The sequence below is a fragment of the Curvibacter sp. GW821-FHT01G03 genome (assembly GCF_059422285.1).
Genome location: NZ_JBWKWP010000014.1, coordinates 136,854 through 163,530, shown reverse-complemented (window position 1 = coordinate 163,530; position 26,677 = coordinate 136,854). Strand labels below are relative to the sequence as shown.

Annotated in this window: 25 protein-coding genes; 10 read left to right on the top strand and 15 right to left on the bottom strand. The window is 63.5% G+C overall.

The features are described 5' to 3' along the window. Positions 1-22: 22 nt before the first annotated feature. The 13 genes from fliR to fliF all read right to left on the bottom strand — a co-directional run bounded on the left by fliR (position 23) and on the right by fliF (position 11,148). Positions 23-790 (bottom strand): flagellar biosynthetic protein FliR, encoded by a 768-nt coding sequence (gene fliR / locus AC07VS_RS20580; protein ID WP_492349172.1) that lies wholly within the window; start codon positions 788-790, stop codon positions 23-25. A gap of 2 nt (positions 791-792) precedes the next feature. Continuing rightward, on the bottom strand, positions 793-1,062 hold the full coding sequence (gene fliQ / locus AC07VS_RS20575) for a flagellar biosynthesis protein FliQ (RefSeq protein WP_492349173.1): 270 nt from the start codon (positions 1,060-1,062) through the stop codon (positions 793-795). A 23-nt stretch (positions 1,063-1,085) separates the two neighbouring features. After that, on the bottom strand, positions 1,086-1,796 hold the full coding sequence (gene fliP, locus AC07VS_RS20570) for a flagellar type III secretion system pore protein FliP (RefSeq protein WP_492349319.1): 711 nt from the start codon (positions 1,794-1,796) through the stop codon (positions 1,086-1,088). A gap of 85 nt (positions 1,797-1,881) precedes the next feature. Next, positions 1,882-2,232 carry a FliO/MopB family protein gene (locus AC07VS_RS20565; RefSeq protein WP_494657791.1) on the bottom strand — a complete coding sequence of 117 codons (351 nt, stop codon included), beginning with the start codon at positions 2,230-2,232 and terminating at the stop codon, positions 1,882-1,884. Between the two features lie 4 nt (positions 2,233-2,236). Next, a complete protein-coding gene (gene fliN / locus AC07VS_RS20560; RefSeq protein ID WP_492349175.1) occupies positions 2,237-2,677 on the bottom strand; it encodes a flagellar motor switch protein FliN in 441 nt (146 codons plus the stop codon). Next, the gene (fliM, locus tag AC07VS_RS20555; RefSeq protein WP_027476357.1) at positions 2,667-3,671 is read right to left on the bottom strand and encodes a flagellar motor switch protein FliM; all 1,005 of its coding nucleotides are present in this window, start codon (positions 3,669-3,671) and stop codon (positions 2,667-2,669) included. Before fliM ends, fliN begins: the two co-directional genes overlap by 11 nt. 9 nt (positions 3,672-3,680) lie before the next feature. Beyond that, positions 3,681-4,238: a flagellar basal body-associated FliL family protein gene (locus AC07VS_RS20550; protein ID WP_494657790.1), complete on the bottom strand. Its 558-nt coding sequence runs from the start codon at positions 4,236-4,238 to the stop codon at positions 3,681-3,683. A 189-nt stretch (positions 4,239-4,427) separates the two neighbouring features. After that, positions 4,428-5,843: a flagellar hook-length control protein FliK gene (locus AC07VS_RS20545; protein WP_494657789.1), complete on the bottom strand. Its 1,416-nt coding sequence runs from the start codon at positions 5,841-5,843 to the stop codon at positions 4,428-4,430. Positions 5,844-5,854: 11 nt separating this feature from the next. Next, positions 5,855-6,307 carry a flagellar export protein FliJ gene (gene fliJ, locus AC07VS_RS20540; RefSeq protein ID WP_492349178.1) on the bottom strand — a complete coding sequence of 151 codons (453 nt, stop codon included), beginning with the start codon at positions 6,305-6,307 and terminating at the stop codon, positions 5,855-5,857. Between the two features lie 15 nt (positions 6,308-6,322). Then, positions 6,323-7,699: a flagellar protein export ATPase FliI gene (gene fliI, locus AC07VS_RS20535; RefSeq protein WP_494657797.1), complete on the bottom strand. Its 1,377-nt coding sequence runs from the start codon at positions 7,697-7,699 to the stop codon at positions 6,323-6,325. 31 nt (positions 7,700-7,730) lie between these two features. Beyond that, the gene (locus AC07VS_RS20530; RefSeq protein ID WP_494657788.1) at positions 7,731-8,453 is read right to left on the bottom strand and encodes a FliH/SctL family protein; all 723 of its coding nucleotides are present in this window, start codon (positions 8,451-8,453) and stop codon (positions 7,731-7,733) included. Beyond that, the gene (gene fliG / locus AC07VS_RS20525) at positions 8,434-9,429 is read right to left on the bottom strand and encodes a flagellar motor switch protein FliG (RefSeq protein ID WP_492349180.1); all 996 of its coding nucleotides are present in this window, start codon (positions 9,427-9,429) and stop codon (positions 8,434-8,436) included. The genes AC07VS_RS20530 and fliG overlap by 20 nt, the downstream gene beginning before the upstream one ends. Before the next feature lie 24 nt (positions 9,430-9,453). Beyond that, on the bottom strand, positions 9,454-11,148 hold the full coding sequence (gene fliF, locus AC07VS_RS20520; RefSeq protein WP_494657787.1) for a flagellar basal-body MS-ring/collar protein FliF: 1,695 nt from the start codon (positions 11,146-11,148) through the stop codon (positions 9,454-9,456). A gap of 169 nt (positions 11,149-11,317) precedes the next feature. Here fliF and fliE point away from each other — a divergent pair, with 169 nt between their 5' ends. Further along, complete coding sequence (fliE, locus tag AC07VS_RS20515) at positions 11,318-11,650, top strand: flagellar hook-basal body complex protein FliE (protein WP_492349182.1); 333 nt, start codon at positions 11,318-11,320, stop codon at positions 11,648-11,650. A gap of 129 nt (positions 11,651-11,779) precedes the next feature. On the opposite strand, the gene AC07VS_RS20510 is transcribed toward fliE, so the two are convergent. Next, positions 11,780-12,082 (bottom strand): flagellar protein FliT, encoded by a 303-nt coding sequence (locus AC07VS_RS20510; RefSeq protein ID WP_492349183.1) that lies wholly within the window; start codon positions 12,080-12,082, stop codon positions 11,780-11,782. An 18-nt stretch (positions 12,083-12,100) separates the two neighbouring features. Next, the gene (fliS, locus tag AC07VS_RS20505) at positions 12,101-12,490 is read right to left on the bottom strand and encodes a flagellar export chaperone FliS (protein ID WP_492349184.1); all 390 of its coding nucleotides are present in this window, start codon (positions 12,488-12,490) and stop codon (positions 12,101-12,103) included. A 375-nt stretch (positions 12,491-12,865) separates the two neighbouring features. On the opposite strand from fliS, the gene AC07VS_RS20500 reads away from it, so the two are divergent. The 9 genes from AC07VS_RS20500 to AC07VS_RS20460 all read left to right on the top strand — a co-directional run bounded on the left by AC07VS_RS20500 (position 12,866) and on the right by AC07VS_RS20460 (position 26,673). Next, a complete protein-coding gene (locus AC07VS_RS20500) occupies positions 12,866-13,714 on the top strand; it encodes a flagellin N-terminal helical domain-containing protein (protein WP_494657786.1) in 849 nt (282 codons plus the stop codon). Positions 13,715-13,853: 139 nt separating this feature from the next. Continuing rightward, the gene (gene fliD / locus AC07VS_RS20495) at positions 13,854-15,293 is read left to right on the top strand and encodes a flagellar filament capping protein FliD (RefSeq protein ID WP_494657785.1); all 1,440 of its coding nucleotides are present in this window, start codon (positions 13,854-13,856) and stop codon (positions 15,291-15,293) included. A gap of 292 nt (positions 15,294-15,585) precedes the next feature. Beyond that, entirely contained in the window at positions 15,586-16,437 is an 852-nt protein-coding gene (locus AC07VS_RS20490; protein WP_494657784.1) for a flagellin N-terminal helical domain-containing protein, read from the top strand. Positions 16,438-16,686: 249 nt separating this feature from the next. Beyond that, entirely contained in the window at positions 16,687-20,322 is a 3,636-nt protein-coding gene (locus tag AC07VS_RS20485) for a glycosyltransferase (protein ID WP_494751828.1), read from the top strand. Positions 20,323-20,441: 119 nt separating this feature from the next. Beyond that, positions 20,442-21,212, top strand: a complete 771-nt coding sequence (gene rfbF, locus AC07VS_RS20480) for a glucose-1-phosphate cytidylyltransferase (RefSeq protein WP_492349189.1) — start codon at positions 20,442-20,444, stop codon at positions 21,210-21,212. Continuing rightward, positions 21,197-22,264, top strand: coding sequence for a CDP-glucose 4,6-dehydratase (gene rfbG / locus AC07VS_RS20475; protein WP_494751827.1), 1,068 nt, complete (start codon positions 21,197-21,199; stop codon positions 22,262-22,264). The genes rfbF and rfbG overlap by 16 nt, the downstream gene beginning before the upstream one ends. After that, entirely contained in the window at positions 22,261-23,625 is a 1,365-nt protein-coding gene (rfbH, locus tag AC07VS_RS20470) for a lipopolysaccharide biosynthesis protein RfbH (RefSeq protein WP_494751826.1), read from the top strand. Before rfbG ends, rfbH begins: the two co-directional genes overlap by 4 nt. Before the next feature lie 10 nt (positions 23,626-23,635). Beyond that, positions 23,636-24,895, top strand: coding sequence for a methyltransferase domain-containing protein (locus AC07VS_RS20465; RefSeq protein ID WP_494751825.1), 1,260 nt, complete (start codon positions 23,636-23,638; stop codon positions 24,893-24,895). Then, positions 24,892-26,673 (top strand): thiamine pyrophosphate-binding protein, encoded by a 1,782-nt coding sequence (locus AC07VS_RS20460; RefSeq protein WP_494751824.1) that lies wholly within the window; start codon positions 24,892-24,894, stop codon positions 26,671-26,673. The genes AC07VS_RS20465 and AC07VS_RS20460 overlap by 4 nt, the downstream gene beginning before the upstream one ends. Positions 26,674-26,677: the final 4 nt, after the last annotated feature.

The window sequence follows — 26,677 nt, the reverse complement described above, 5'->3', positions numbered from 1 at the left end:
CGGCGGTGGATCCGCAAGCGCCCTAATGCACCCCGAACAGGTCCATGACGCGCTCCAGCAAGGCCAGCACCGGTTGATCCAGCATCGGGGTGATCAGCGATACGCCCAGCAAACCGATGCTGAGCGTGACCGGAAACCCCACCGAGAAGATGTTCATCTGGGGCGCCACGCGCGAGATCACCCCCAGCATCAGGTTGACGAACAACAGCAACCCGATCACCGGCAAGGCAATCCACAGAGCGCTCGCAAACAGATCCGCCCCGAGTTGATACAGCTTCAATTGCGCCAGGGCCTCCAGGAAGTTGCCATCGGCCGGGAACGCCTCAAAGCTTTTGATCACCGCCATCAACAGCATCAAGTGCCCGTTGATCACCACAAACAGCAAAGTGGCGATGTTGCCCATGAAAGACGACACCGCGCTGGATTGCCGACTGGTCATGGGGTCAAAGAAAGACGCGAAGCTCAGGCCCATCTGCAGGCCAATCAGTTCACCGGCCAACTCGACACAGCCAAACACCAGGCGCGCCGCAAAACCAATCGCCAGGCCCACCCCCACCTGCTGCAGCACCGCGCCCAGTGCCTGGGAGCTGTTGACCGAGATCATGGGTTGATCCACCAACACGGCCTGGGCTGACAAAGCCACCAAAAAAGCCAGCCCGATCTTGGCCCGCATGGGGATCGAGCGCACCGAATAGACCGGCGCCACCGAGAACATGGCCAGGACGCGCAGAAAAGGCCACAGGATCGGGGATATCCAGGCGACGATCTGCGCCTCGGAAAACGAGATCACGCCTAGCCCGCCATGGTCGGGATCGACTCGATCATGCGTCGCAGATAGTCCACCAGCGTGGTCAGCATCCAGGGCCCGCCCACCAGAAACACCGCCACCGCTGCCAACAACTTGGGGACAAAGGTGAGCGTGGTCTCATGGATTTGCGTGATGGCCTGAAACACACTCACCACCAGGCCCACCACCATCACCACCAACAAGATAGGCAGCGACACCAGCAACATCAACTCCATCGCTTCGCGCCCGATGGTCAGCACCATTTGAGAATTCACAAACGTCCCTCTCTGTTGGCGCGTCAGTTCGCAAAACTGGCCGCAAGCGAGCCAATCATGAGGTTCCAGCCGTCGGCCAACACGAACAGCATCAGTTTGAACGGCAAGGCCACCAGCACGGGGGACAGCATCATCATGCCCAGCGACATCAGGATGCTGGAGACCACCATGTCGATCACCAGGAAGGGGATGAAGATCATGAACCCGATCTGGAACGCGGTCTTGAGCTCACTGGTGGCAAAGGCGGGCACCAGAATGCGCAAGGGCGCCGTCTCGGCCGTGACGCTGGGGTCCAGCTTGGCCAGACGGGCGAACAGCGCAAAATCAGACTGTCGAGTCTGCTTCAACATGAACTGCCGGATGGGCGGGTCAGCCTTGGCCATGGCTTGCTCAAAACTGATGGCATTGGTGCTGTAGGGCTGGTAGGCCTCTTCGTAAATGCGATCGAAGGTAGGCCCCATCACAAAAAAGGTCAGGAACAGCGACAAACCCACCACCACCTGGTTCGGTGGAGCGGATTGCGTTCCCATCGCCTGCCGCAGCAAGGACAGCACAATCACAATGCGCGTGAAGCCCGTCATCATCAGCAGAATGGCTGGCAGGAACGAGAGCGCCGTGAAAAACAGCAAGGTCTGGATGGGCACCGAAAAACTGGTGCCGCCACTGCCGGACCCCACCAACAGCGGTAACTGCCCGGCGGGCTGCGCCTGCGCGCACCAGGGCAACAAACCCATCAACGCCAGCGCCACGCTCGCCAACACCCCCACCCGGCCCAGACATGAAGCCCGCAGGCGCTGGGCGCGGATCAAGCCCTTCCAATCAATGCCCATCGTTCGCCGATCCAGCAGGTGAAGCGGCGAGTGCCGCGGCAAAATTGGCAGGCGCAGCCGCATTGGATGCAGTTCCTGACGCAAGCACCGGAAAGCTTTGCAGACAGGTGACTTGCTGGGCGGTCACGCCCAGCACAAGCCAGGTCCGCGCGTGGCTTGGACCGACCTCAACCGTCACCACCCGCTGCTGAGGCCCCACGGCCACGCTGGAGATCAGGTCCGAGGACAGCCAAGCCCCACCAGCCTTGCCACGTTGCAGGCGCTGCAACCAGCGCAGCCCCCAGGGGAGCAAAGCCAGCAAGCCCACCAGCAAGGCCAAAGGCCCGATTGATTGCCACATGTCTCTATCCCTTGCTCACGCGACGCAGGCGCTCGGACGGCGTGACCACGTCGGTCAGGCGGATACCGAACTTGTCGTTCACCACCACCACCTCGCCCTGCGCAATCAGGTAGCCGTTCACCAACACGTCCATGGGCTCACCCGCCAAAGCATCAAGTTCAACAACCGACCCCTGGGCCAACTGCAGGATGTACTTGATGGGCACCTTGGTGCGGCCCAACTCCACCGACAACTGCACAGGGATGTCCAGCACCATGTTGATGTCGTTGAGCGAGCCATCGCCACCTGTCGAGCCGCCGTAGGACGAACGCATGGGCTCGCCACCCGACAAGGGACCGCCGGGCTCATGCACCGGGCCGTCATCGGCACGCTTCTGCTCTTCCAGCGCCTCGGCCCAGCCGGCCATGGGATCGTCGGCTGGATCCTGGTTTTCTTCAGACGACATTCTTATCTCCAATCCAGTTCAGATCGTGGCTGCGCAGGCATTCCTCGATCCGGATCGCATACTTTGAGTTGTGAGTGCCGTATTGACACTCGAAAATCGGCACACCGCCAATCGAGGCGCGGATGCGCGGCTGGCGGTCCAGCTCGATGAAATCACCCGGCTTCATGGCCAACAATTGTTCCACGGTAGCGTCGGCCCGCGCCAGCTCGGCCACCAGAGTCACTTCGGCCGCCTGGATTTCTCGTGTCAGCACCTTCACCCATCGGCGGTCCACTTCAATCGAGTCGCCCTGGGTCGAGGAATACAGCACGTCACGAATCGGCTCCAGGGTCGCATAGGGCATGCACAGGTGGATGGCCCCCGACAGCTCGCCGATTTCCAGTTGGAACGCGGTGGACACCACGATCTCACTGGGCGTGGCGATGTTGGCAAACTGGGGCTGCATTTCCGAACGCTGATACTCCAGCTCCAGCGGGTAGATGCCCTGCCAGGCTTTCTTGTATTCCGTGCAGATCACATCCACCAGCCGATTGATCACGCGCTGCTCGGTCGGGGAGAAATCCCGCCCTTCGATGCGGGTCTGGAACTTGCCGACCCCGCCATACAGGGTGTCGATGATGCCAAACACCAACGCCGGCTCGCACACGATCAAGCCGCTGCCACGCAAGGGGCGGATGGCCACAATGTTGAAATTGGTGGGCACAGCCAGCTCGCGCAGGAAGGCGCTGTAGCGTTGCACGGCCACGGTGCCCACCGAAATCTCGGGGCTGCGGCGGATGAAGTTGAACAGGCCGATCCGGAAGTTGCGGGCAAAGCGCTCGTTGACGATTTCCATCGTCGGCATGCGCCCACGAACAATCCGCTCCTGGCTGGAGATGTCGTAGCTGCGAACCGCCCCCGCTTCGGGGATGTCCTCGACAATCTTCTGGCTCTCGCCCGTGACACCTTCCAGAAGCGCATCGACTTCTTCCTGGGAGAGAAAGGATTCGCTCATGAAGGCTCCTTACTGGACGATGAAGTTGGAAAACAGCACGGCTGTGAGCGGGCTCTCAGGTCGTTTAGCCTTCTTCTTTTTCTTGGCCTTGGGAGACTCCTCCTCTTCGTCCTCAGGCTCGAAACCCAGGATGCGCGAGGACTCCTTGAGGACTTCGCCGGCCAATTTTTCCTTGCCATCGGTGGTCAGCAACTCTTCCGACGTGCGCTGGGAGGTCTGGCGCAAAATCATGTCGCGGATCTTGGGCAGATAGGCCTTGACCTGATCAGCCGCGTGAGCGTCCTCGATCTCGAAAGTGACACCGATCTGGGCAAACCTGTCGCCCCCCGGGTCGGCCAGGTTGACCACCATGTTCTCGAGCGGCAGATAGGTGGGCGCCACCTTCTTGGAGTCGTGCGAAGCCGACGCGGCTGGCTTTTCGTCGCCGTCCTCGTCCACGTTCTTTTTCATGAGCAAAAAGTAACCGGCACCACCACCGCCCAGCAACAGCACGGCCGCGGCGATGATGATGATCATCTTTTTGCTTTTGGGCTTTTCCTTGGCATCGGCTGCGGGAGCATCAGACACGTTGTTTCCTTCCGGCGATCACCCCACTGCACGCCGGGACGGCTCACAGTAGATGCATGTTGGGGATTATTGGGTCAATCGAGCCCAATAATAGCCAGAATAGAAGCCCAAAAATGGGGTTAAACAGGTTCAAGCCACGGTGTCAGGGCACCTGATTCGACCTGCGGCAGGCCAAACCTGGCACCAGACTCAAACAAACAGATCGAGCGTGCGGTTGGTACTGACGGATCGCCGCACCACGGTGGCCGGGCCGTCATCAGCCGGCGAGGCCGCGCCTCGCGCGCCCACTCGACGGATGCCCGAGGTGGCGCTCCCGTCTTGACGGGGCGACGACGGAGAGCTGTCCGACTGGGCACTGCCCGCGCCCACGGACGCGCCGGCCAAGACCAGGCCCTCGCCCTGCAGCAGGGTTTTCAGCTCTGGCAAGGCCCCATTGAGCATGTCGCGCGTGGCGGCCTGGTCGGAACGGAAGGCCACGCTGGCCTCATTGCCATTCATGGAAATGCTCACGGCCACGGGCTGTCCGTTTCCACCATCCAGGGTCAACTCGGCAGACTGGCGCTTCTGGTGGATCCAGTAGCTGACCTGCTCAGCAACCACCTCCTCCGAGCTGCGCGCATTGGAGTCGTTCAGGCCCCCCCCCGCCGCACCGGCCGTGGCAGCACTCACCCCCAGGTTCTGGCTTCGGTCCTGCCCATCAGAAAAAGGCTGCAGACTGGCACTTTGCCGGTCATCCTGCGCCTGCACCGATTTGTGCTCGCTGGATGAACTCTGATCCGCCCCGGTCAGGCGGCCCAGCAGTTTGCCAGCCTCCTCGGCGGCAGCCGTCAAGGGGGTGTTGTCCATCAGGCGGGTGGCCATGTCTTTGAAATCAACATCGGCTTTGGCCAAGGGCACCAGGTTGCCAGCGCTGCCGGCATCCGTGGTCAAGGCAGCCTTGCCGACCTCCGTACCGCCACCGGCCTGCGCCTGCAATTGAGCCAGCATGTCGCGATGCCCCTTGCGCGCCAGAGCACCCGACTCCAGCGAAACCCGCCCCGCGTCACCCACCGCACTGCCTCCGGTGGCGGAAGCCCCCGCCACGCCAGCGTCCTTTTGCGCCGCCGCAGCCATTTGCGCCAACACGGCCGGGTCGGTCGTGGCCTTGGTCACATCGGCCCCAGCCGCCATGCCCCCAGGCAGCCCCGCGCCGGCACCCGTCCCGTTCGCCACGGTCTTGGCATCCGCTGTGGCGCCTGTCGCAGCCTGGCGAGCAGATTCGGCCAACAAAGCCATTTGAGAAACCAGATCCGTGGGCAAAGCCCCATCCGTTGGGGTCAAGGCGTCGGTGCCGTCATCCACCCCTTTCACTCCGGGCTTGCGCCGGGCCTGGCCTGGCCCACCCGCCAGCAGCGCCCCAAGATCACCGGCCCCATCCATCCCCGAGGCCGCCGACGCATCTGTGCCATCGGTCAAGGCCGTCGAAAAATCATCGAGCAGTCCGGTGAATCCGGCACCAGCGCCTGCTGCCAACTTGCCATGCCCTCTGGCGTGGCTGGCACTGGCCGATGCGTTAGCCGGTGCATTGGCCGACGTGCTGCTGGATTTGACTTGTTCTACGCTCATGGTCTACCTCGTCAGGCTGTGGGCTGAATCTTCAGGCGGTGGCGTGATGCAGCCAACTCATCCACCTCTTTCTGTTCACGGCGCTGCAAAAGCAGCGCCGCATCGTGCTGACGGCGCTGCACCACCTGGCGCAGGCTCACGAGGCGCAATTCGGCCTGGGTCAGCTCGCGCTCGGCGTCCTGCACCATCTGGTCATGGCGCGCCATCTGGCTTTTCTGCAATTCAATGGTCTGGTCGAGCCGGGCCATGAACTGCCGGTGATGAAACATCACCTCCGGCGCGATGCCCAGTTGGCCCCGGATCAACCACCGCTGCTCGGTCTCACCCGAGTAGCCGGTCAGTTGGTCCATTTGCTGCTGTGCCCGCAGTCGGGCCTGGCGAGCCTGGGCCAGGCGCTGGACGGCGGCATCACGCAAACGCGTCGCCTGTTCCATGGCCACCTGCAATCCGTGAGACGCTGCCATCGTGTTGCTCCTGGGTCAGGGGTTGATCTGCAGGCCCAGGCTGGCGGCCATTTGGTCCAGCGCCTGCTGCAAATTGACGGCCTCGTGCATGTCCTGCTGCAAAAAGCTGGCCATGCCCCGCTGCAACTGAATGGCTTCGTCCAGATCGGGATCACTGCCTTGCACATAGGCACCGACCTGGATCAGATCGCGGCTCTTCTGATAGCGCGAATACATCGCCTTGAAGCGCCGGGCCACCTCGATGTGGATCGGGCTGACCACGTTGTGCATCACCCGCGATGCCGATTGCTCGATGTCGATGGCAGGGTAGTGGCCGGCCTCGGCCAGGGTGCGGGACAACACAATGTGACCATCCAGAATGGCCCGGGCTGCATCGGCGATCGGGTCCTGCTGATCGTCCCCTTCGGACAGCACCGTGTAGAAAGCCGTGATCGACCCCACACCATTGAGACCATTGCCACTGCGCTCCACCAACTGGGGCAGCTTGGCGAAACACGAAGGGGGGTAGCCCTTGGTAGCCGGCGGTTCGCCGATGGCGAGCGCAATCTCGCGCTGCGCCATCGCATACCGGGTGAGGGAATCCATCAACAACAGAACGTGCTTGCCCTTGTCGCGGAAGTGCTCAGCCACCGCGGTGGCGTACGCGGCCCCTTGCATGCGCAGCAGCGGCGGCGCGTCCGCGGGCGCCGCCACCACCACCGAGCGAGCACGGCCATCGTCGCCCAGGATGTCCTCGATGAACTCCTTCACTTCGCGCCCACGCTCGCCGATCAACCCAACCACGATGACGTCAGCCTGGGTGTAGCGGGCCATCATGCCCAGCAGCACACTCTTGCCCACGCCCGAACCCGCAAACAAGCCCAGCCGCTGGCCACGCCCCACGGTCAGCAAGGCATTGATGGCGCGCACGCCCGTGTCCAACGGCTCCCGCACGGGGTCGCGGTCCATGGCATTGATCTGACGCCGGCCCGGGGGTTCGGCCACCACATCGAGCACCGGACCCTGGTGATCCAGGGGCTGGCCTGATGCATCCACCACCCGCCCCAGCAAGCCGTCGCCCAATGGCAGGCGCAGCACGCCCAAGGACAAGGCCGAGGCCGGCAAGGGCTCGTCACCCAAGCGAGGCACAGGCACAAAAGGCAAGGCCGGCGTGACCACCGCACCACTCGACAACCCATGGATGTCACCGGCAGGCATCAGAAACGCGCGCTCGCCCGAGAAGCCCACCACCTCGGCCAACACCGGCTCGGAATCCTTCTGGGTGATCCAGCACTGCGAGCCCACCGGCACGCGGATGCCTGTGGCCTCCAGCACCAGACCGGTCAGCCGTGTCAGGGTGCCACGGCTCTCCAGGGCCATGCCCCGCGAGACCCGCTGACGCAGGTCCTGCATGAAAACGTCCCAGCGCGGCGGGCTGTCGTGCTCAGTCGACATCGGCCACCTCCGCATCATCGGCCCAGGGGCGGTCCAGGCCCAGGTTGGCCACCGCGCGCGCCCAGCGGCGCGCCAGGCTGCCATCCACCTGAGCACCCGCTGCCTCCAGCAGGCAGTCGCCGGGCTGCACGGCGGGATCCGCCACCCATTTGATCTCCACGCTGCCGAATTCACCGGCCGGGGCGTTGGCCAGCACCTCATGGTCGAGCGGGTTCAGCCGGACCACGGCGGTGCGGGCGTCTGCCGACAACAAACCCAGGGCCTCCCGAATCACGGGGCGCAGTGCGCCCGGGTCCTGAGCCAGTTCCCGGCGCACCACCTGGCGGGCCAGCTCACAGGCCACGTCCAGCACGCCCTGCGCCACCACCTGCTCAGCATCGGCGAAGCGCTGCTCCAGCGAGGCCAACAAAGCGTCTATGCGCTGACGCGCCTCGGCCCCCTGCTGGGCAATGTATTCATCAAGGCGGCGCTGGCCCTCAAGCGAGGCCTCCAATCGCCCTTGCTCCAGGCCCTGCTGAAAGCCTTGCTGGTGCGAGTCGTCCAGCATGGCAGGGCTGATCACGGGCTCGGCGGGGGTCTGGGCGGCCAGCATGGCCGCCACGCGCCGGCTTTCATCCACCTCGGTGAACTGCCACTGGGCGACGTCGCCAATCTCCTCGCTTGGGATGAAGCGGGCGTACTGGCGGGAGCGATTAGACGAGTTGGTCGTCACCGCCGCCTCCGATCACGATCTGGCCTTCGTCGGCCAGACGCCGCACGGTCTTGAGAATCTCCTTCTGCTGGGCCTCGACCTCGGACAACCGCATCGGGCCACGGGATTCGAGGTCTTCGCGCAGCGTTTCGGCAGCCCGCGAAGACATGTTTGACAGGAAACGCTCCTTGAGTTCGGGCGCGGCCCCCTTGAGAGCCACGATGAGGGTCTCCGACGCCACTTCCTTGAGCACCATCTGGATGGCCTTGTCGTCGAGCTTCATGACATCGTCGAACACGAACATCTTGTCCATGATCTTCTGGGCCAGGTCGGGGTCATAGCCCCGGATCGACTCGAGCACCGTGCCCTCGACATTGCTGCCCATCAGGTTGATGATTTCGGCCGCCGTCTTGATGCCACCCAGCGAGGTCTTGCGAATCTTGTCGCCGCCAGCCAGCACCTTGAACAACACCTCGTTGAGGTCTTTCAGGGCCGTCGGCTGAATACCCTCCAGGGTGGCGATGCGCAGCACCACCTCGCCGCGCTGGCGCTCGGTCAATTGGGACAGAACGGATGCCGCCTGGTCGTAATCCAGGTGCACCAGAATGGCTGCCACGATCTGCGGGTGTTCGTTGCGCAGCAGCTCGGCCACCGACAAGGGATCCATCCACTTCAGGCTTTCGATGCCAGAGACATCGCCCCCCTGCAAGATGCGATCGATCAGCAACGAAGCCTTGTCGTCGCCCAGGGCACGACGCAGCACGGCCTTCACATAGTCACCCGTGTCGGACACCAGCAGGCTTTGCTGCGCAGCGGCCTCGGTGAACTTGTTGACCACGTCGTCCACCCGGTCGCGCGAGACAGACCGGGTGCGGGCGATGGTCTCGCCCAGTTTTTGCACCTCTTTGGGCGACAGGTGCTTGAACACCTCGGCCGCCTCTTCCTCACCCAGCGACATCAGAAAAATCGCCGCGTCGTTCAGACCTTGTTCGTCCATATCATCTCTCCGAAGAGTGCCTGATCATGCCGGCGCTTCGCCGTTGACCCAGGTCTTGATGATATTAGCCACCGCAATCGGGTTCTGCTTGGCCAATTGGCGGGCATCTTCCAGGCGCAACTGCTCCTTGGTCGGCGGGACCGGCGAGTTGTCCACGACCGGGGCGGCCAGCAATTCAGGCCGGTTGGGCGTCTCGGACTCGATGGCATCCAGTTGGGTCCCTGCCACGGTGGGCACCACCGGCGCCACTTTGGGCGCATTCATGGCCTTCACGGCCGGGCGCACCATGCCCAGCAACACCACCAGGCCAAACAGCACCATGCCCACCGGCCAGGCAAAGCTCTTGGCCAACTCCAGCATCTCAGGCTGCTTCCACAACGGCACCGGCGTATTGTCCGAAGCGATCGCCATGAACGGCGTGTTCATCAGGTTGACGGAATCGCCACGCTCCTTGCTGTAGCCGATCGTGTCGCGCACCAGCGCCGTCATCTGCTCCAACTGCTCAGGCGTCAGTGGCTTGTTCACGGGCTTGCCCTTTTCCTCTGGGCCACTCTGGTAGTTGACCACCACCGCGGCGCTCAGGCGCTTGACGGCGCCCGTGCCGCCCTTGACCACCTTGACGGTCTTGTCCACCTCGTAGTTGGTGACAGACTCCTTCTTGGTGGGGGTGCTGCTGCCAGGGCCCGAGGCGCCCGCCGAAAGGGTCGGCGCAGCGCCGTTGATGGGGGCATTGGCCTGGGCGGCAGGCTGATTGCTGGTGGCACCCGGCACACCGGTGGGTGGGGTGGCGGCGGCACCACTACCGCTTTCCACCACCTGCTGGCTGCGCACGGCGGCCGAATCGGGGGTCTGGTTGGGTTTGTGCAACTCCGAGGTCGATTCGGTCTGCGAAAAATCAATTTCAGCCGTCACCTGGGCCTTGACGTTCTGCCGGCCCACCACAGGCTCCAGGATGTCGATGATGCGCTTGCTGTAAAGCTGCTCGATCTGCTGCACATACTGCAGCTGTTGAACATCGCCACCTGCACCGGCCGCCTCGGGGGTGGCCGACAGCAGCTTGCCGTTGTCATCGATCACGCTCACGGCAGTCGGGTTCATGTCCGGCACGCTGGAAGCCACCAGGTGAACAATGCCGGCCAGTTGTGCACGGTCCAGAATGCGGCCCGGGTAGAGGGTGACCAGCACCGAGGCCGAAGGCTTGAGCTGCTCGCGGAAGAATCCGTTCTGATTGGGCAACGCCAGGTGCACCCGGGCACTCTGGATGGCGGCTACAGCCTGGATCGAGCGGGTCAGCTCCCCTTCCAGACCACGCTGGAAGTTCAGCCGCTCCTGGAACTGGGTCACGCCGAAGCGGTTGCCCTCCATCAACTCAAAGCCGGTCACGGACCCTTTGGGCAGGCCCTGCGAGGCCAGTCGCAGACGCAGGTCGTGCACTCGGTCCGAAGGCACCATGATGGCCCCGCCCCCCTCGGAGTACTTGTAGGGCACATTCATCTGGGCCAGTTGCGCCACCACGGCACCACCATCCTTGTCGCTGAGGTTGGCGTAGAGCACCTTCCAATCGGCCTGACGCGTCATGAAGGTACCGGCCAAGGCCACGACCACCAGCAAGGCAATGCCCAGCGCGAGCTTGATCTTCTGCGACCGATCCAGCTCGGCGAGCTTCTGTGTCCACGATGGGGCCACTGGGGTAGCGTTAATTTCAGCGACGGCAGACATCTTGTTTCCAGGTCAAAGGGGTGGCAATACACCTCAGGTTGGAGCCGATTATTCAGCCAGACCGCCATGCCATCGCCGGGATAAACCAGCTCTTTGGACCTCAATTCAAGGGTCTGCCTCACGGCCAAGCCCCTAACATCGGCGCCAATGATCTCACCGGAGAAGCGCCATGGATCTGCGATTCCCCTCAACCGCCACCCTCAGCCCACTCAGCACCCGCACCCCGCAAATCGGCAAGGCAGCCACCGGTGCGGCAGGCCAGACCTCGTCCACCGGCAGCGCCGGCTTTTCGGGTGAGCTGAGCAACGCCCTCAAATCCGTGAGCGCCGCCCAGAACAAGGCCACCCAGATGCAGCAGGAAGTGCAGATGGAGAACCCCAGTGTCAGCCTGGAAGACACCATGATCGCCATCCAGAAGGCCCAGATCGGCTTTCAGGCCACCATGCATGTGCGCAACCGCATGGTTCAGGCCTACACCGACATCATGAACATGCAGGTCTGAGCACCCCGTCTACACACGCCCCCAAAGCAAAAAGCCCGCTTCGGTGATCGAAGCGGGCTTTTTGCCACGAGGCCCCACGTTCCAGGGCCCCCAGTCGAGGAAGAGGCCCGCCACGGCAGGCCTCCCGCATCAGTGGAGCAGTCGCGAGCCCCCATCCAGCAGGCGCTGGATGTCCGACAGCCGAGGCTCGGCCAGATTGCGGATCAGGGCGTCATTGCGCAGGATGCGCAACATGATCTTCCCCTTCTCACTGCGATCTTCGCAGGCCAGAGGCTCCACCTGGGACTGATGGTGCAATTGCTCGATCAGCACCGCGCAGGCGCCCTCGAGTTGCATGACTTGCTCCCAGTCTTCACGCTGTGCAGCCATCAACATGCGCTGGCTAGCGCCTTCGATGGCCTTGTAGTAATCAAGCAGAGATTGTTGCTGCACGTTATGCCCCCTTGCTATTCAACGTGTTTGAGGTCTGATGGCCTTCCAGGCCTCAGCGACGGGTCGGATCAGTTCGATCACGGATTGGACAGCCTCGGGACTGTTGCTCAAATTGGCCTTGGTCAGTTCAAACACCGCGTAGCTGTAGAGCGAATCCAGGTTCTTGGCCACATCGCCCCCTTCCTTTTCGTTGAGAACACCTCGGAGGCCATCCTGAAGAATCTGGATGGCCTTGTTGAGATACCGGGATTTCTCCTGGATATCGCCGCGGCTCATGGCACCCGAAACCTTCGAGAGGCTGTCCAGCAAGCCGTCAAACAACAGAACCACCAGCTGATGGGGGTCCGCTCCAGTGATACTGGTTTCGACGCCAACACGTTGATAGGCAGATGCAGCTCGGGTACTCACGGGTGTAAACATTCTTTTGGCCTCGCAAATTGTCGCACGGTACAAATGGTGTATCGGCAGCGCAGCCCGGTTCTGAAGGCCTCAATAGCAAGACATTTGGCAGGCTATTCCCAGAGGGGCCCGCAAACCCCGGAACAAGCCGGATTCCCACTCTATATAGAACGATCAAACGCCCGACCGGAGACCCCGGGGCGATGCCCTCCGCACGCAAGATGCCAACTTGTTTGCATCTCCACCCACAAGTAGACCTAAAGTTTTCCCGGCCCGACCCGAAAAACAATGCAACGGGCTTCAAGAAGGGTTCGTTGCCAAGCCTGCGACACCGCAGGTTTGACATCAGCGATAGGCTGATTTTTAACTTGAAGGAGCTTCAAAATGGCAATGACCATCAACACCAACGTCAACTCGCTGACGGCGCAACGCAACGCAGCCACCAATCAGTCGAGCCTGTCCACCTCCATTGCACGCCTGTCTTCGGGTCTGCGCGTCAACAGCGCCAAGGACGACGCTGCCGGCCTGGCCATCGCCACCCGAATGGACGCCCAGGCCCGCGGCATGAGCGTGGCCATCCGCAATGCCAACGACGGCATCTCGATGCTGCAGACCGCTGAAAGCGGCATGCAGACCGTGTCCGACATGCTGCAGCGCATGCGTGAGCTGGCTGTGCAGGCCACCAACTCGACCAACACCTCGTCCGACGTGGCCTCGCTGAACCAGGAATACACCCAGCTGGCTTCGGAAATCGGCCGGACCATCAGCGCTGTCCAGTTCAACGGCACTTCGGTGTTGACCACCACGGCCGGTTTCGACTTCCAGGTCGGCGCCAACTCGGGTCAAACCATCACGATCGCCTCGGGCACCCTGAACCTGGACCAAAGCACCAACGTGTCGGCCATCGTGGGCGGCTCCACCAGTGCGCTGACCACAGCCGCTGGCAGCAACAGCTCCAACGCAGCGAACATTGATGCGATTGACAAGGCTCTGCAAACCATCAACGACAGCCGCGCTTCCTTGGGCGCCGCCCAAAGCCGCTTCCAGAACACGGTCAACTTCCTGCAAAGCGCCGTGGAAAACCAGACTGCTGCCAAGGGCCGCATCATGGATGCCGACTTCGCCTCTGAAACGGCCAACCTGAGCCGCGCCCAGATCCTGCAACAGGCCGGCACCGCGATGATCGCCCAAGCCAACCAGTTGCCGCAGGGTGTGTTGTCTCTGCTCCGTTAAGCCTCCTCCCGCTTCAAGTTGAACCTTCGAACCCCGGCATAAGCCGGGGTTTTCTACTGGAGTTGTGGCTTTTCAATTGGAGATTCGCTTGCTAGAGTAGAAGAGCGCAGCCTCTCTGTCTGCACCAGGGGATACCAAAATGACCATTTCTTCACCCGGCATTGGCAGCAATGGCTTGGATGTCAACGGGATCGTGACCAAGCTGGTCGCCGTCGAGAGCCAACCCGTCACCCTGCTGCAGCAAAAGGGCAGCAAAATCCAGAGCACCATCTCGTCTTGGGGCTCGGTCAAGTCACAGCTGTCGGCCATCCAGGACGCTGCTTCGGCCTTGCTGGACAAGACCACCTGGGCCTCACGCACCGTCAGCTCCAGCAACAGCAGCGCCGTGACCGGGTCCGTGACCACAGGCGCACTGGCCGGCAACTACAGCGTGTCGGTCACCCAGTTGGCGCAATCGCAAACCACCTTGTCCAGCGGCATCACCTCCGGCAGTGCCTTCGGCTCGGACGGACGACTGGACATCCAGGTCGGAACCTGGAACGGCAACACCTTCACCCAGGGCAGCGGCTCCACCGTGAGCGTCACAGTGAACGCCACCGACACCCTGAGCGACATTGCGACCCGCATCAATGGTTCCAACTCTGGCGTCAGTGCCTCGGTCGTCACCTCGGGCGGCCAGGACAAGCTGGTCGTGCGCGGTGCGAACACCGGCGAGAGCAATGGTTTTCAAATCCAGGCCTTTGACAGCACCGGCACGGCCATCACCGATGGCAGCACAGGCACGGGCAAGCTGGCCTATGCCAGCACCGGTAGCGCCATCGTTGGCATGGGCTTGTCACAGGCGGCCAAGAATTCAGCCGCCACTGTGGACGGCGTGGCCGTGAGTTCGGCCAACAACCAGATCACCGGCGCAGTCACCGGGTTGACCCTCAATCTGCAACAGGTCACCACCTCGCCCGTCACCATGAGCGTGGCGGCAGACACCACGACCACCACCAACAAGGTCAATGCCTTCGTGACCGCCTACAACCAGGCGATCGCGGCCATGCGCAACCTCACTAAGTACGACCCCGGCACCAAGACGGCCTCCCCCCTGCAGGGCGACAGCACGGCCATCGGCCTGCAAAATGCCTTGCGCCAGATGGTGGTGGGCAACGGCCCGGCCAGCAGCAGCTACAGCAGCCTCAGCGCCGTGGGCATCTCCATGCAGCAAGACGGCACACTGTCGGTCAACAGCTCCAAACTGAGTACCGCCATCACGACCAACCCCAGCAGCCTGGAGTCCCTGTTTGACGCCAACGGCGGCAGCACCACCACCAACGGCATTGCCCGCCGCATCCGAGACTTCGCCATGGCGGCCAACAACGTGGGCGGCACCGTCAACAATCGCACCACGGCACTGCAGACCGCCTTGAGCCGCAACAGTGACGACGTGACCAAGGCGCAGGACCGGATCGCCGTAATCCAGGCCCGCCTGTACAAGCAATACAACGCCCTGGACACCAACCTGACCAGCCTCAACAGCCTCAGCAGCCTGGTGAACCAGCAGATCACCACCTGGAACAAATCGTCCGCCTGACCCCGGCTCCACCCCCCTTCTCCAGCCACGGCGGCAACAGCCCGCCTGCGCTTCGCTTCTTCAGCCCCATCGCCCGATCTGCCCCAGGCGACGTGTGGGCCATGCCCTCAGCAGACGCCGACATCCGGTAAAAGTCCTGAACTGAGCGGCCAGAAGCCCGCTTATTCAGCCTTCTGTTTTTCGCCCAAGCCGAATAATTTTCCTAACACTCGGCTGGGATCGGTCGCTGTATTTCGTACAGACATCGCACCGTGTGGATCGTTCATCTTGCATTCATTGAAGGAGCCGTCCCATGGCAATGACCATCAACACCAACATCAACTCACTGAACGCCCAGCGCAATGCTTCGGCCACCCAGATGAGCCTGTCCACCTCGATCCAGCGCCTGTCCTCAGGTCTGCGCGTCAACAGCGCCAAGGACGACGCTGCCGGCCTGGCCATCGCCACCCGAATGGACGCCCAGGCTCGCGGCATGAGCGTGGCCATCCGCAATGCCAACGACGGCATCTCGATGCTGCAGACCGCTGAAAGCGGCATGCAGACCGTGTCCGACATGCTGCAGCGCATGCGTGAGCTGGCTGTGCAGGCCACCAACTCGACCAACACATCGTCCGACGTGGCCTCGCTGAACCAGGAATACACTCAGCTGGCTTCGGAAATCGGCCGGACCATCAGCGCCGTCCAGTTCAACGGCACCTCGATCCTGACCACCACCGGCAGCTATGACTTCCAGGTGGGTGCCAACTCGGGCCAGACCATCACCGTTGCGTCGGGTACGCTCAACCTTGACCAGGCCGGCAACGTGTCTGCCGTCTTCGGCGGCACCACCAGCGCGCTGACCACAGCGGCCGGCAGCAACAGCTCCAACGCGGCGAACATCGATGCCATCGACAAGGCGCTGCAGACCATCAACGACAGCCGCGCCCAACTCGGTGCCGCCCAGAGCCGCTTCCAGAACACCATCACATTCTTGCAAAGCGCCGTGGAAAACCAGACCGCTGCCAAGGGCCGGATCATGGATGCCGACTTCGCCACGGAAACCTCGAATCTGAGCCGTGCCCAGATCCTGCAGCAGGCAGGCACCGCCATGATTGCCCAGGCCAACCAGTTGCCGCAACAGGTTCTGTCCCTGCTGAAGGGCTGAGTCTCGATCACCCTCCGGGTGATTGAGACCTGGATCCTCACCAGATCCCCCCCTGCCCCTTCCAGAACACCATGCGCCACGCCCCTGACTGCCGGTGCACCAAGGCAAGCTTAAACTCACCAGCCAAGGCTGCGAGAATTGCCTGGCCACCCGCAGGCCGGCTCACCGCCTCATGGATGCCAGCCAGTTGCCTTGACGAACGCCTTGCCCAGGCTGCCCATGGGCTCAAGCAGAAAGTGTTCACCCACCATGCATGCGCACGGAACCTCACGCCCCGCCGCCGAAAAGCACCCCTATTACATTGCCACCGCTGATTACGACAGCAGCCAGATCCACATCCGGCAACTGCATCAGTTGTGCCATGAGCTGAACACCCGAGGTTTCGAGGCCTTTGTCTGGGGCGCCAAGACCCTCAATGGTCATTTATGGACCCCCCAACTGTCGCTGGAACAACGGGCGGCGCACTACAAGGCGGGCAAAAAGCCCGTCTGGATCCATCTCGCTTTCGACAAGATACTGCGCCAGCAATCACACTGGACGCTGGCCTACACCCCCGAAATCCATGCCAGCGAAAAGACACAGCTCGGCAAGGGTCGCATCGAGTTCGCCCAAGGCGACAAAGCCGCCAGCATCAACCTGCCCCTGGCGCTGCCCTGGGTGGACAGCACGGTGTTCGCCCCCGCGGCGATGCGGCCCGACGGTCCTGCCCTGGTCTATGCCGACAAGTACCTGAAAGCCGGTGGCAGTCTGCAGGACAGCCATGCCCATCTGGAAAACCTGGGCGCCCCCTCCAGCGGGTACGCAAAAGCTGAAGATCGTGCCGAAATCCTGCGCTCAGCCAGCCGGATCTACTGTTATGAGGCCGGGGTCATCACCGCGGAGGCCCTGCTGTGCGGTTGTCCCGTCGTCTACATCCAGAATGACCGCACCTTGGCCCTGCCGGCCGCCTCTCCCTGGTTGAGCCTGGCCACGGCCTGGGGTGACAACGCGGCCGAAATGGCCAAAGCACAACACGAGCTTGCGGGCTACCAACAACAACACCTCGCCAATTTCCGCGACAGCGCAGTCGAACTCGATCGCTTCATCGAAGACACCCAGCGTGCACTGAGAGACATGCCATTCGAGGCCGCTTGGTCAGAAGAGTCTGTCACCCTGATGGGTGAACTCGTGATCGATGGCAAGGACCTGGCCAAACATGCCGACCAGTCCAAATACATCCGCTTGCAGCGTCAATTTCAAAGCTGGAGCAAACGCAGCACCCTGCGGGAGATCGACGGCGAGATTTATGCCGAACACGTGACCCGTGGCGATCTGCCCGCCTTGGCCGTCTACGTCTATGTTCGAAAAGGCGACCTGGACGGCCTGGCCCAAACCCTGGACAGCCTGGAGCAGAACTTCTATCAGGCCAGCCAGTTGCACATCCTGGCTGACTTTGAATGCCCGATCAGTCCTGCCGACCTGGGCCCTCAGTGCGTTTGGCACCAGTTGCCGGCCAAACACGACCCTTTCGGGCACGCATTGCCGCAATGGCTGTTGCTGATGGAATCCGGCACCACACTGGCGCCCCACGCACTGGTCGAGTTTGCACTGGCGGCCAAAGCGCCAGAGGCCCGGCTGGTCTATGCCGACGAGGCCTTCATCGCTTCCAATGGGCTTGAAACACCTCATTTCAAACCCGACCTGAACATCGAGTGGCTTCGCAGCACCAATTACCTGGGTTCTGCCGTGGCCGTGCGCTCGGCTGATTGGCGCCAGCATGGGCAAATGCTGGATTTCGATCACATCTACGGCCTGGCGCTGAACCTGTCGTCCAGCAAAGTCAGCATCCGCCACGTCGATACCGTGCTGCTCAAGAGCGATGGTCATGTGTCGCCAGCCCGTGAACTGGCCGAACTGCAGCAACTGCAAGCCCACCTGAACAACCAGGCATTGCCCGCGCGCGTGCAGGCCCAGAAGATTGCCGGATGCCGGCAACTCGACTACCAGGGCCAACAGCCACGACGCGTCTCGGTGATCATTCCGACCGGGTACCAACTCGGCTACCTGCGCTGTCTGCTGAGTTCATTGCAGCTCTATGCCGAGCCGGAACTGCACGAGATCATTCTGGTCACCCAGCCTGAACACGAGGCGGCGGCACACAACGCGGCGACATCGGTCACTTTGCCAGTCCCGCTGCACGTGGTGTCCACCCCGGCGGGCCCTTACCAACACGGCGTGGCCCTGAACACCGGGGCCGCGATGGCCACCGGCAACGTGCTGCTGTTCGCCGATGATGACACCGAGGCCATCCAGCGCCCCTGGCTGAGCAGCCTGACGGCCTACCTGGACCAAGCCGATGTCGGGTGCGTGGCCCCACGCCTGGTATTGCAAATAGGGGACAAACCCACCTTGCAGAGCGGCCCGATGACCCTGGGTATCGGCGATTGGGCCGCTTGCTACAACGGCGAGCGTCGCTTGCTGGACGAGCAAGGCGTCTTCTCTCGCCTGCAGACATCGCAGGACGTGTCCACCGTGGCGGGGCACTTCTTCCTGCTGCAGCGCACTCTGTGGCAGACGCTCGGCGGCTTCAACACCGACGACTGCCACACCTTCACCACGGTGCATGATTTCTGCATCCGTGCCAGCCAGGCTGGGTATCGGCACATCTGGACCCCGGTCAGCAGCGTGCTGCACCAGGGCGGCAAGACGGTGGAGGCACTGGGTCGTGAAGCCGGCCGCGCTTACGAGATCAAGTCAGCGGCGCTGCGCGAAAAGCAGTCTTTCCTGACCCGTTGGGTCAAGCACATCGCCCAGGACAAAGGCTACAACCGGCACCTGTCATTGCAGACCCCTTACGACGTCGAAGCGGATCTGGTGGTCGACTGGATGAGTTCGCGCAAGGACAGGCCACGGGCCATGGCCTTCCCCATCTCAAGCGGCTCAGGCCAGTACCGGGTGGTCGAGCCCCTGAACGCACTGCAGCACGCGGGCCTGGCGCAGTCGTGCATCGTGTTTCCGGTCACCCACAGCCTGTACCGCACCCCGACGGCGCTTGAGATCACGCGAGTGAACCCGGACCGCATGATTGTTCAGCACTCGATCGGTGACGCCCATCTGCAACTGCTGCGCGACTACCGCAAGACCAACCCGGACCTGTTCACCATCCAGACGGTGGACGACCTGTTCCACGACCTGCCGCAAAAGCACCACCTGCACAATTACCACCAGCGTGAAGGCTATGTGCGCATGCGCGAGGCCATGAGCCTGTGCGACCGCGTGATCGTCTCCACCCAGCCCCTGGTCGACGTCTACGGGGACTATTGCCGCGACGTGCGCGTGATGCCCAACTGCCTTGATGACCGCGTGTGGGGTGAGTTCTACAAGACGCCCACGCCACGTTCACGCCTGCGCGTGGGCTGGGCCGGCGCAGCGCAGCATCTGGGCGATCTGGAAATGATCGGCGAGGTCGTGGCCCGGTTCAAGGACGAGGTCGACTGGATCTTCATGGGCATGTGCCCCGACAGCCTGCGCCCGTACATCAAGGAGTACCACCCCTTCGTGTCGTACGTGGACTACCCCGCCAAGCTGGCCTCGCTGGACCTCGACATCGCGATCGCCCCGCTGGAGGACAACCCGTTCAACCGCTGCAAGAGCAACCTGCGCCTGTTGGAGTACGGCGCCATGGGCTGGCCAGTGGTGTGCTCGGACGTCTACCCCTTCCGCACCGCCAATCCGCCTGTGCTGCACGTGCCCAACGAGAAAGAGGCCTGGATCGAATCCGTGCGGCGTCTGATCGACGACAGCACGCTGCGCCATCAGATGGGCCAGCAATTGAATCAGTGGGTGCGCGAAAACTTCTACCTTTCCAAAAATACCGAGAGGTGGTTCTCAGCCATTTTCGATTGAGGCATTTGAGGGGCAAATCATGCTCACCCCAGGGCGCCAAGAGCAAGCCCAGCCTCTAGAATCTCCAGGGCGCCAACCATCGGGTGCGCTTGGACACCCACTCGTCTGGAGAATTTGACATGAAAGCCGTCATCCTGGCCGGAGGGCTGGGCACCCGCATCAGCGAAGAGACGCTGACCCGCCCCAAACCGATGATCGGCATAGGCGGCAAGCCCATCCTCTGGCACATCATGAAGATGTACTCCAGCCACGGCATCCATGATTTTGTGATCTGCTGCGGCTACATGGGTTATGTGATCAAGGAGTACTTCGCCAACTACTTCCTGCACACCTCAGACGTCACCTTTGACATGACGACCAACCAGATGGAAATCCACGAACACCATGCCGAGCCCTGGCGCGTGACGCTGGTGGACACGGGCGATACCACCCAGACCGGGGGGCGCATCCGGCGCATCCGCCGCTATGTCGAAAACGAGCCCTTCTTCTGCATGACCTACGGCGATGGCGTGTCCGACATCGACATCAGCGCCGAGATCGCCTTTCACCGCAGCCATGGCAAGCTGGCCACCGTGGCCGCCGTGGCCCCGCCGGGCCGCTTCGGCACCCTGGAGATCACCGATGGCCAGGTGCAGGCGTTCACCGAAAAGCCCCTGGGTGATGGCAACCTGATCAACGGGGGCTTTTTTGTGCTCTCCCCCCAGGTGCTGGACCTGATCGACGGCGATGAATCCATCTGGGAAGACAAGCCTGTGAACGCCCTGGTGCGCCAGCAGCAACTGGCCGCCTACCAACACACCGGCTTCTGGCGCCCCATGGACACGCTGCGCGACAAGACCTACCTCGAAGAACTGTGGGCCAGTGGAGCCGCGCCGTGGAAGAAGTGGTGAACCCCGGCTTTTGGGCTGGCAAACGCGTCTTTCTGACTGGCCACACCGGTTTCAAGGGCGGTTGGCTCAGCCTGTGGCTTCAGGCCATGGGTGCCGAGGTCTGGGGCTTTTCCCTCCCCCCAGCGACCTCGGTCAACCTGTTTGAAGTGGGCTCGGTGGCCCAAGGCATGCATTCCACCTTCGGGGACATCCGCCACCTCGACGCACTGAGCCAGGCCATGGCCCAGGCACAACCTGAAGTGGTGCTGCATCTGGCCGCGCAGGCGCTGGTGCCCCTGTCCTACGAGCAGCCGCTGGACACCTTCTCCACCAACGTGATGGGCACGGCCAACGTGCTGGAGGCCGTGCGCCGCACGCCGGGCGTGCGGGCGGTGGTGGCCATCAGCAGCGACAAGTGCTACGAGAACCAGGAATGGGTCTGGGGCTACCGTGAAACCGACCCCATGGGCGGATACGACCCCTATTCCGCCAGCAAAGGTTGCACCGAACTGGTGGTGGCCTCTTACCGCCGATCTTTCCTGAACGCGGCCCAGGTGCCCGTGGCCAGTGCCCGGGCCGGCAACGTGATCGGCGGCGGTGACTGGACCCCGACACGGCTGGTCCCCGATGTGCTCGCGGCTTTCACGGCACAACAGGCGGTCACCTTGCGTCAGCCTGGTGCGATCCGGCCCTGGCAACACGTGCTGGAGCCCCTGAGCGGCTACCTGGCCCTGGCCCAGCGCCTGCACGAGCAAGGCCTGCCCTGGGCCGAGGGCTGGAACTTCGGCCCCCACGAATCAGACGCCCGCACCGTGGGCTGGGTGGTGCAAGAACTGGCGCGCCGCTGGGGCCCGGACGCACGCTGGCAAACCGAGACCCAGGCCCAGCCCCATGAAGCCCACACGTTGAAGCTGGACTGCAGCAAGGCCCACAGCCGCCTGGGCTGGCAGCCCCGCTGGCGGGCCGACACCGCCTTGCAATACACCCTGGACTGGCACCGCGCCTGGCAGACCGGGGCGGACATGCGTCAGCTGACCCTGGACCAAATCACCGAATTCGAAAGCGCCGCATGAGCCTGACCCGACATCAACTGACTGCCGCCGCCGATGGCCAGGTCCAACTCAACCTGCCCGAATTGGCCGGCCAGGCGCTTGAGATCATCGTGCGCCCGGCACGCCCAGCCCCCACGGCCCAGCCCTGGCGCCCTGGCATCGATGCCATCCCGCCCTCGGGCAAAGTGGTCGGCGATCCTGAAAAGAACGCCATGATCGATGCCGCGCTCGACGCGTGGCTGACCACGGGCCGCTTCAACGATGCTTTCGAGAAACGCCTGGCCGATTTTGTGGGCGTCAAGCACGCCCTGACCGTCAACTCGGGCTCCTCGGCCAATCTGGTGGCCTTTTCCACCCTGACCTCGCCACGGCTGGGCATCCGCGCCATCCGACCGGGTGACGAAGTCATCACCGTGGCGGCGGGGTTTCCGACCACCGTCAACCCCATCATCCAGAACGGGGCCGTGCCGGTGTTTGTCGATGCGGTGCTGCCCACCTACAACATCGACGTGTCTCAGCTGGAGGCGGCCCTGTCGCCCCGCACCAAGGCCATCATGATTGCCCACACCCTGGGCAACCCCTTCGATCTCGACGCGGTGTGCGCCTTTGCCCAGGCCCACGGCCTGTGGCTGGTGGAAGACTGCTGCGATGCCCTGGGCTCGACCTGGAAGGGCCGCAAGGTAGGCACCTTCGGGCACCTGGCCACGCTGTCGTTCTACCCGGCGCACCACATCACCATGGGCGAAGGCGGTGCCGTGCTGACCAGCGACCCCGAACTGCGCCAGATTGCGGAATCCTTCCGCGACTGGGGCCGCGACTGCTGGTGCAAGCCCGGCTGCGACAACACCTGCGGCAAGCGTTTCAACTGGCAGTTGGGCAGCCTGCCCGCCGGCTACGACCACAAGTACACCTACAGCCACCTGGGCTACAACCTCAAGATCACCGACATGCAGGCCGCCTGCGGCTTGGCCCAACTGGATCGCCTGGAGGGCTTTGTGCAGGCGCGCAAAGACAACTTCGCCTACCTCAGCGGGCAACTGCAGGACTGCGCCGATCTGCTGATCCTGCCCGAGGCCACCCCGGGCAGCGACCCCTCCTGGTTCGGCTTCCCGATCACGCTGCGCCCCGAGGCCGGCCTGAATCGCCAGTACCTGCTGCAGTACCTGGACGAGCACCGCATCGGCACCCGCCTGCTGTTTGCCGGCAACCTGATCCACCAGCCTTACATGCAAGACCGCCAGTACCGCGTCGTGGGCTCGCTGAACAACGCTGACCAGATCATGAACGACACCTTCTGGATCGGCGTCTGGCCAGGCTTGAGCCGCGCGCAGCTCGACTACATGGTGGGCCACCTCAGGCAGGTGCTGGGCCTCAACTTCTGAGCATCAGGCCATGCCCACCCTCGACCGCGCCCCGACATCGCCAGCAGCAGCAGCAGCAGCAGCAGCAGCCCCCGGTGAAGTCACTCCCTGCGCACGGCCCTGCCCGGTCTGTGCCAGCCCTCAGGCGCGTGCCCTCAAGACACTCTCCCTGCCCCAGCCTTCGGGCTCGCCCCTGCCCGGCGGCTACCGGCTGATGGCCTGCGCCCACTGCGATCTGGTGTTTGCCGAAACACCGGCCCCGCAGTCGGCCTACGACCTCTATTACCAACGCTGTGCCAAGTATGGCGGCCCCACCGGCACCGGTGCTGGGCTGCACAGTGCCGACCAAGCCCGGCTGGAACAACTCGCAGACCGCTTGCAGCACTGCCTGCCGCAAGGCCAGGGCCGGGTGCTGGACCTGGGTTGTGGTGCTGGCGGACTGTTGGCGGTGCTGCGGGCACGGGGGCTGTCCCAGGTCGAAGGTCTGGACCCGGATCCCGGCGCGGTGCAAGCGGGCCGGGCCCGAGGCCTTCACCTGCACGAGGGCCTGATCCAGGATGCCGCAACCCTTTGTGCCGGTGAGCGCTACGACCTGATCGTGCTGTCCCATGTGGCCGAGCACCTGCGCGACCTCCAGGGCCTGCCGGCCTTGGCCGAGCTGTTGACGCCTGAAGGCAAGCTCTACATCGAAGTCCCCCACCCGGCGGGTTACGCCTGTGGCGAGCGCCCCCCTTACTACTATTTCGACAGCGAACACATCAACCACTTCAGCGCCCAGGCCTTGGGCCGGCTGTTGGCCCCGGCAGGGCTGCCACTGCACCGTGCCGAGGCCGTGACCCTGACCCTGTCCGATGGCGGCCACTACCCGGCACTGGCCGTGGTCGCCGGCCGGGGAGCCGCCCCCGCACTGCCCCACCAACCCTCGACAGTGCAAGCGATTGAGCGCTACCTGGCCGACTGCGCCCAGGGCACAAGCCGTGTGCCCCAGCCGCCCCTGCCCACACAAGGCCCGGTGCTGGCCTGGGGCGCAGGCTCGTGGGCCCAGCGCCTGCTGGGTCAGGGGCAATTGCCGCGCGACCGCCTGGTGGCGTTTCTCGACAGTGACCCCAACAAACAAGGCCTGCAACTCGACGGCCTGCCCATCCTGGCGCCTGCGCTGGGGCTGCGACAGCACCCGGAGGCGGCCATTCTGGTCTGCGTGGCCATCGACCCGCAGCAGGTTGTTGCCGCCCTGGAAGCCATGGTCCCGGGTGCCCGGCAACGACTCCACTTTCTGAGTGAACCGCAATGAACCTCTCCGAACGCATCGCCGACTGGCTGGTCCAGCAAGACATCACCCAAGTCTTTGCCGTGACGGGCGGTGGCGCCATGTACCTGAACCAGGCCCTGGGGGCGCACCCCGGTCTGCAATGCACCTACCTGCACCACGAACAGGCCTGCGCCATGGCCGCCGAAGGCTATGCCCGCATTGCAGGCAAACCGGCGGTGGTGATGGTGACCACCGGGCCTGGCGGCATCAATGCGCTGAACGGCGTCTTTGGTGCCTACACCGACTCGATTCCCATGCTGGTGATCAGCGGCCAGGTCAAGCGCGCCACCTGCCTGGATTACACCCCAGTGCCCGGTCTGCGCCAGCTTGGCGACCAGGAGGGGCCCGTGCTGCAGATGGCCCGGCCGGTGACCAAGCTGGCCGAAGGCGTGGGCAGCCCTGAGGCCTTGATGACCCTGCTGCCGCAAGCCCTGGCCACCGCCGTAGGCGGGCGCCCCGGCCCGGTCTGGCTGGACATTCCGCTCGATGTGCAATCGGCTGAATGCGGCCCCATTCCAGCCCCTGTCTTCACGCCTCCACTCGCGCCAGCGAGCTTGTCGGCCGACTGCGATCAAATCGCCCAGCGCCTCGCAACAGCCCAGCGCCCGCTGATCCTGGCCGGCACAGGCGTGCGCCTGGCCCAGGCCGAGCAAGACCTGCTGGCCTTTGCCGAAGCCCACGGTATTCCGGTGGCCACCGCCTGGACGCACGACCTCATCGCCAGCGACCACCCCCTGTTTGCCGGCCGCCCCGGCACCATCGGCACGCGGCCCGGCAACTTCTGCCTGCAGGCGGCCGACCTCGTGATCGTGATCGGCTCCCGCCTGAACATCCGCCAGGTCAGCTACAACTGGGACACCTTCGCCAAGAACGCCCACGTGGTGCAGGTGGACGTGGACCCTGCCGAGCTGACCAAGCCCCTGGTACAGGCCGATCTGAAGATCACGGCTGACGCGCGCGCCTTTCTGCAAACCCTGCGCGAGCGCTGCCAAGGCGGCTTGCCCAGCTATGCGGCCTGGGTCGCCTGGTGCCAGGACATTCGTCGGCGTTACGGTCTCGCAGCACCTGAGCCCCAAGGCCCCGCCATCCACCCGTATGCGCTGGTCGAGCGGATCTGCGGCCAATTGCGCGAAGACGACATCCTGGTCTGTGGCAATGCCTCCGCCTGCATCCTGCCCTTCCAGCTCGCCCCGCTCAAAAAAGGCCAGCGCCTGTTCAGCAACTCAGGCTCGGCCTCCATGGGCTACGACCTGCCCGCAGCCCTGGGGGCCGCCACCGCAGCCCCCCAGCGCCGAGTGATCTGCTTTGCTGGCGACGGCAGCCTGCAGATGAACCTGCAAGAACTGCAAAGCCTCAAGAGCCTGGGTCTGAATGTGCTGGTGGTGGTGATCGACAACGGCGGCTACCTGTCGATCCGGCTCACGCACGACAACTTCTTCGGTCGCATCGTGGGGGCCACGCCGGCCTCGGGTGTGGCCTTCCCAGACTTCGCACGACTGGCCACGGCCTTTGGCTTGCGCACGGTCGACGTGCGCAACAGTGGCGACCTGCCCGCCCTGGACGCAGCCTTGCAACAAGACGGCCCGCAATTGCTGGCCGTGACGGTGGACCCGGAGCCCGGGTTCGAGCCCCGCATCAAGTCGCGCGCCTTGCCCGAGGGGGGGTTTGCAACCCCCGAACTGGATGACATGTTCCCCTTCCTGCCTGCCGAGGAAGTGGCAGCGGTTCGCGCCGAGGCCGCTCGCCTCGTCTCTCATTGAGGGC

Bases quoted from the DNA above. Each gene is read 5' to 3' on its own strand.
- fliP (WP_492349319.1), bottom strand. From the start codon at position 1,796: ATGGGTTTGTTGCCCTGGTGCGCGCAGGCGCAGCCCGCCGGGCAGTTA.
- AC07VS_RS20565 (WP_494657791.1), bottom strand. From the start codon at position 2,232: ATGTGGCAATCAATCGGGCCTTTGGCCTTGCTGGTGGGCTTGCTGGCT.
- fliN (WP_492349175.1), bottom strand. From the start codon at position 2,677: ATGTCGTCTGAAGAAAACCAGGATCCAGCCGACGATCCCATGGCCGGC.
- fliM (WP_027476357.1), bottom strand. From the start codon at position 3,671: ATGAGCGAATCCTTTCTCTCCCAGGAAGAAGTCGATGCGCTTCTGGAA.
- AC07VS_RS20545 (WP_494657789.1), bottom strand. From the start codon at position 5,843: ATGAGCGTAGAACAAGTCAAATCCAGCAGCACGTCGGCCAATGCACCG.
- fliJ (WP_492349178.1), bottom strand. From the start codon at position 6,307: ATGGCAGCGTCTCACGGATTGCAGGTGGCCATGGAACAGGCGACGCGT.
- fliI (WP_494657797.1), bottom strand. From the start codon at position 7,699: ATGCAGGACCTGCGTCAGCGGGTCTCGCGGGGCATGGCCCTGGAGAGC.
- fliG (WP_492349180.1), bottom strand. From the start codon at position 9,429: ATGGACGAACAAGGTCTGAACGACGCGGCGATTTTTCTGATGTCGCTG.
- fliF (WP_494657787.1), bottom strand. From the start codon at position 11,148: ATGTCTGCCGTCGCTGAAATTAACGCTACCCCAGTGGCCCCATCGTGG.
- fliE (WP_492349182.1), top strand. From the start codon at position 11,318: ATGGATCTGCGATTCCCCTCAACCGCCACCCTCAGCCCACTCAGCACC.
- AC07VS_RS20500 (WP_494657786.1), top strand. From the start codon at position 12,866: ATGGCAATGACCATCAACACCAACGTCAACTCGCTGACGGCGCAACGC.
- fliD (WP_494657785.1), top strand. From the start codon at position 13,854: ATGACCATTTCTTCACCCGGCATTGGCAGCAATGGCTTGGATGTCAAC.
- AC07VS_RS20490 (WP_494657784.1), top strand. From the start codon at position 15,586: ATGGCAATGACCATCAACACCAACATCAACTCACTGAACGCCCAGCGC.
- AC07VS_RS20485 (WP_494751828.1), top strand. From the start codon at position 16,687: ATGCATGCGCACGGAACCTCACGCCCCGCCGCCGAAAAGCACCCCTAT.
- rfbF (WP_492349189.1), top strand. From the start codon at position 20,442: ATGAAAGCCGTCATCCTGGCCGGAGGGCTGGGCACCCGCATCAGCGAA.
- rfbH (WP_494751826.1), top strand. From the start codon at position 22,261: ATGAGCCTGACCCGACATCAACTGACTGCCGCCGCCGATGGCCAGGTC.
- AC07VS_RS20465 (WP_494751825.1), top strand. From the start codon at position 23,636: ATGCCCACCCTCGACCGCGCCCCGACATCGCCAGCAGCAGCAGCAGCA.
- AC07VS_RS20460 (WP_494751824.1), top strand. From the start codon at position 24,892: ATGAACCTCTCCGAACGCATCGCCGACTGGCTGGTCCAGCAAGACATC.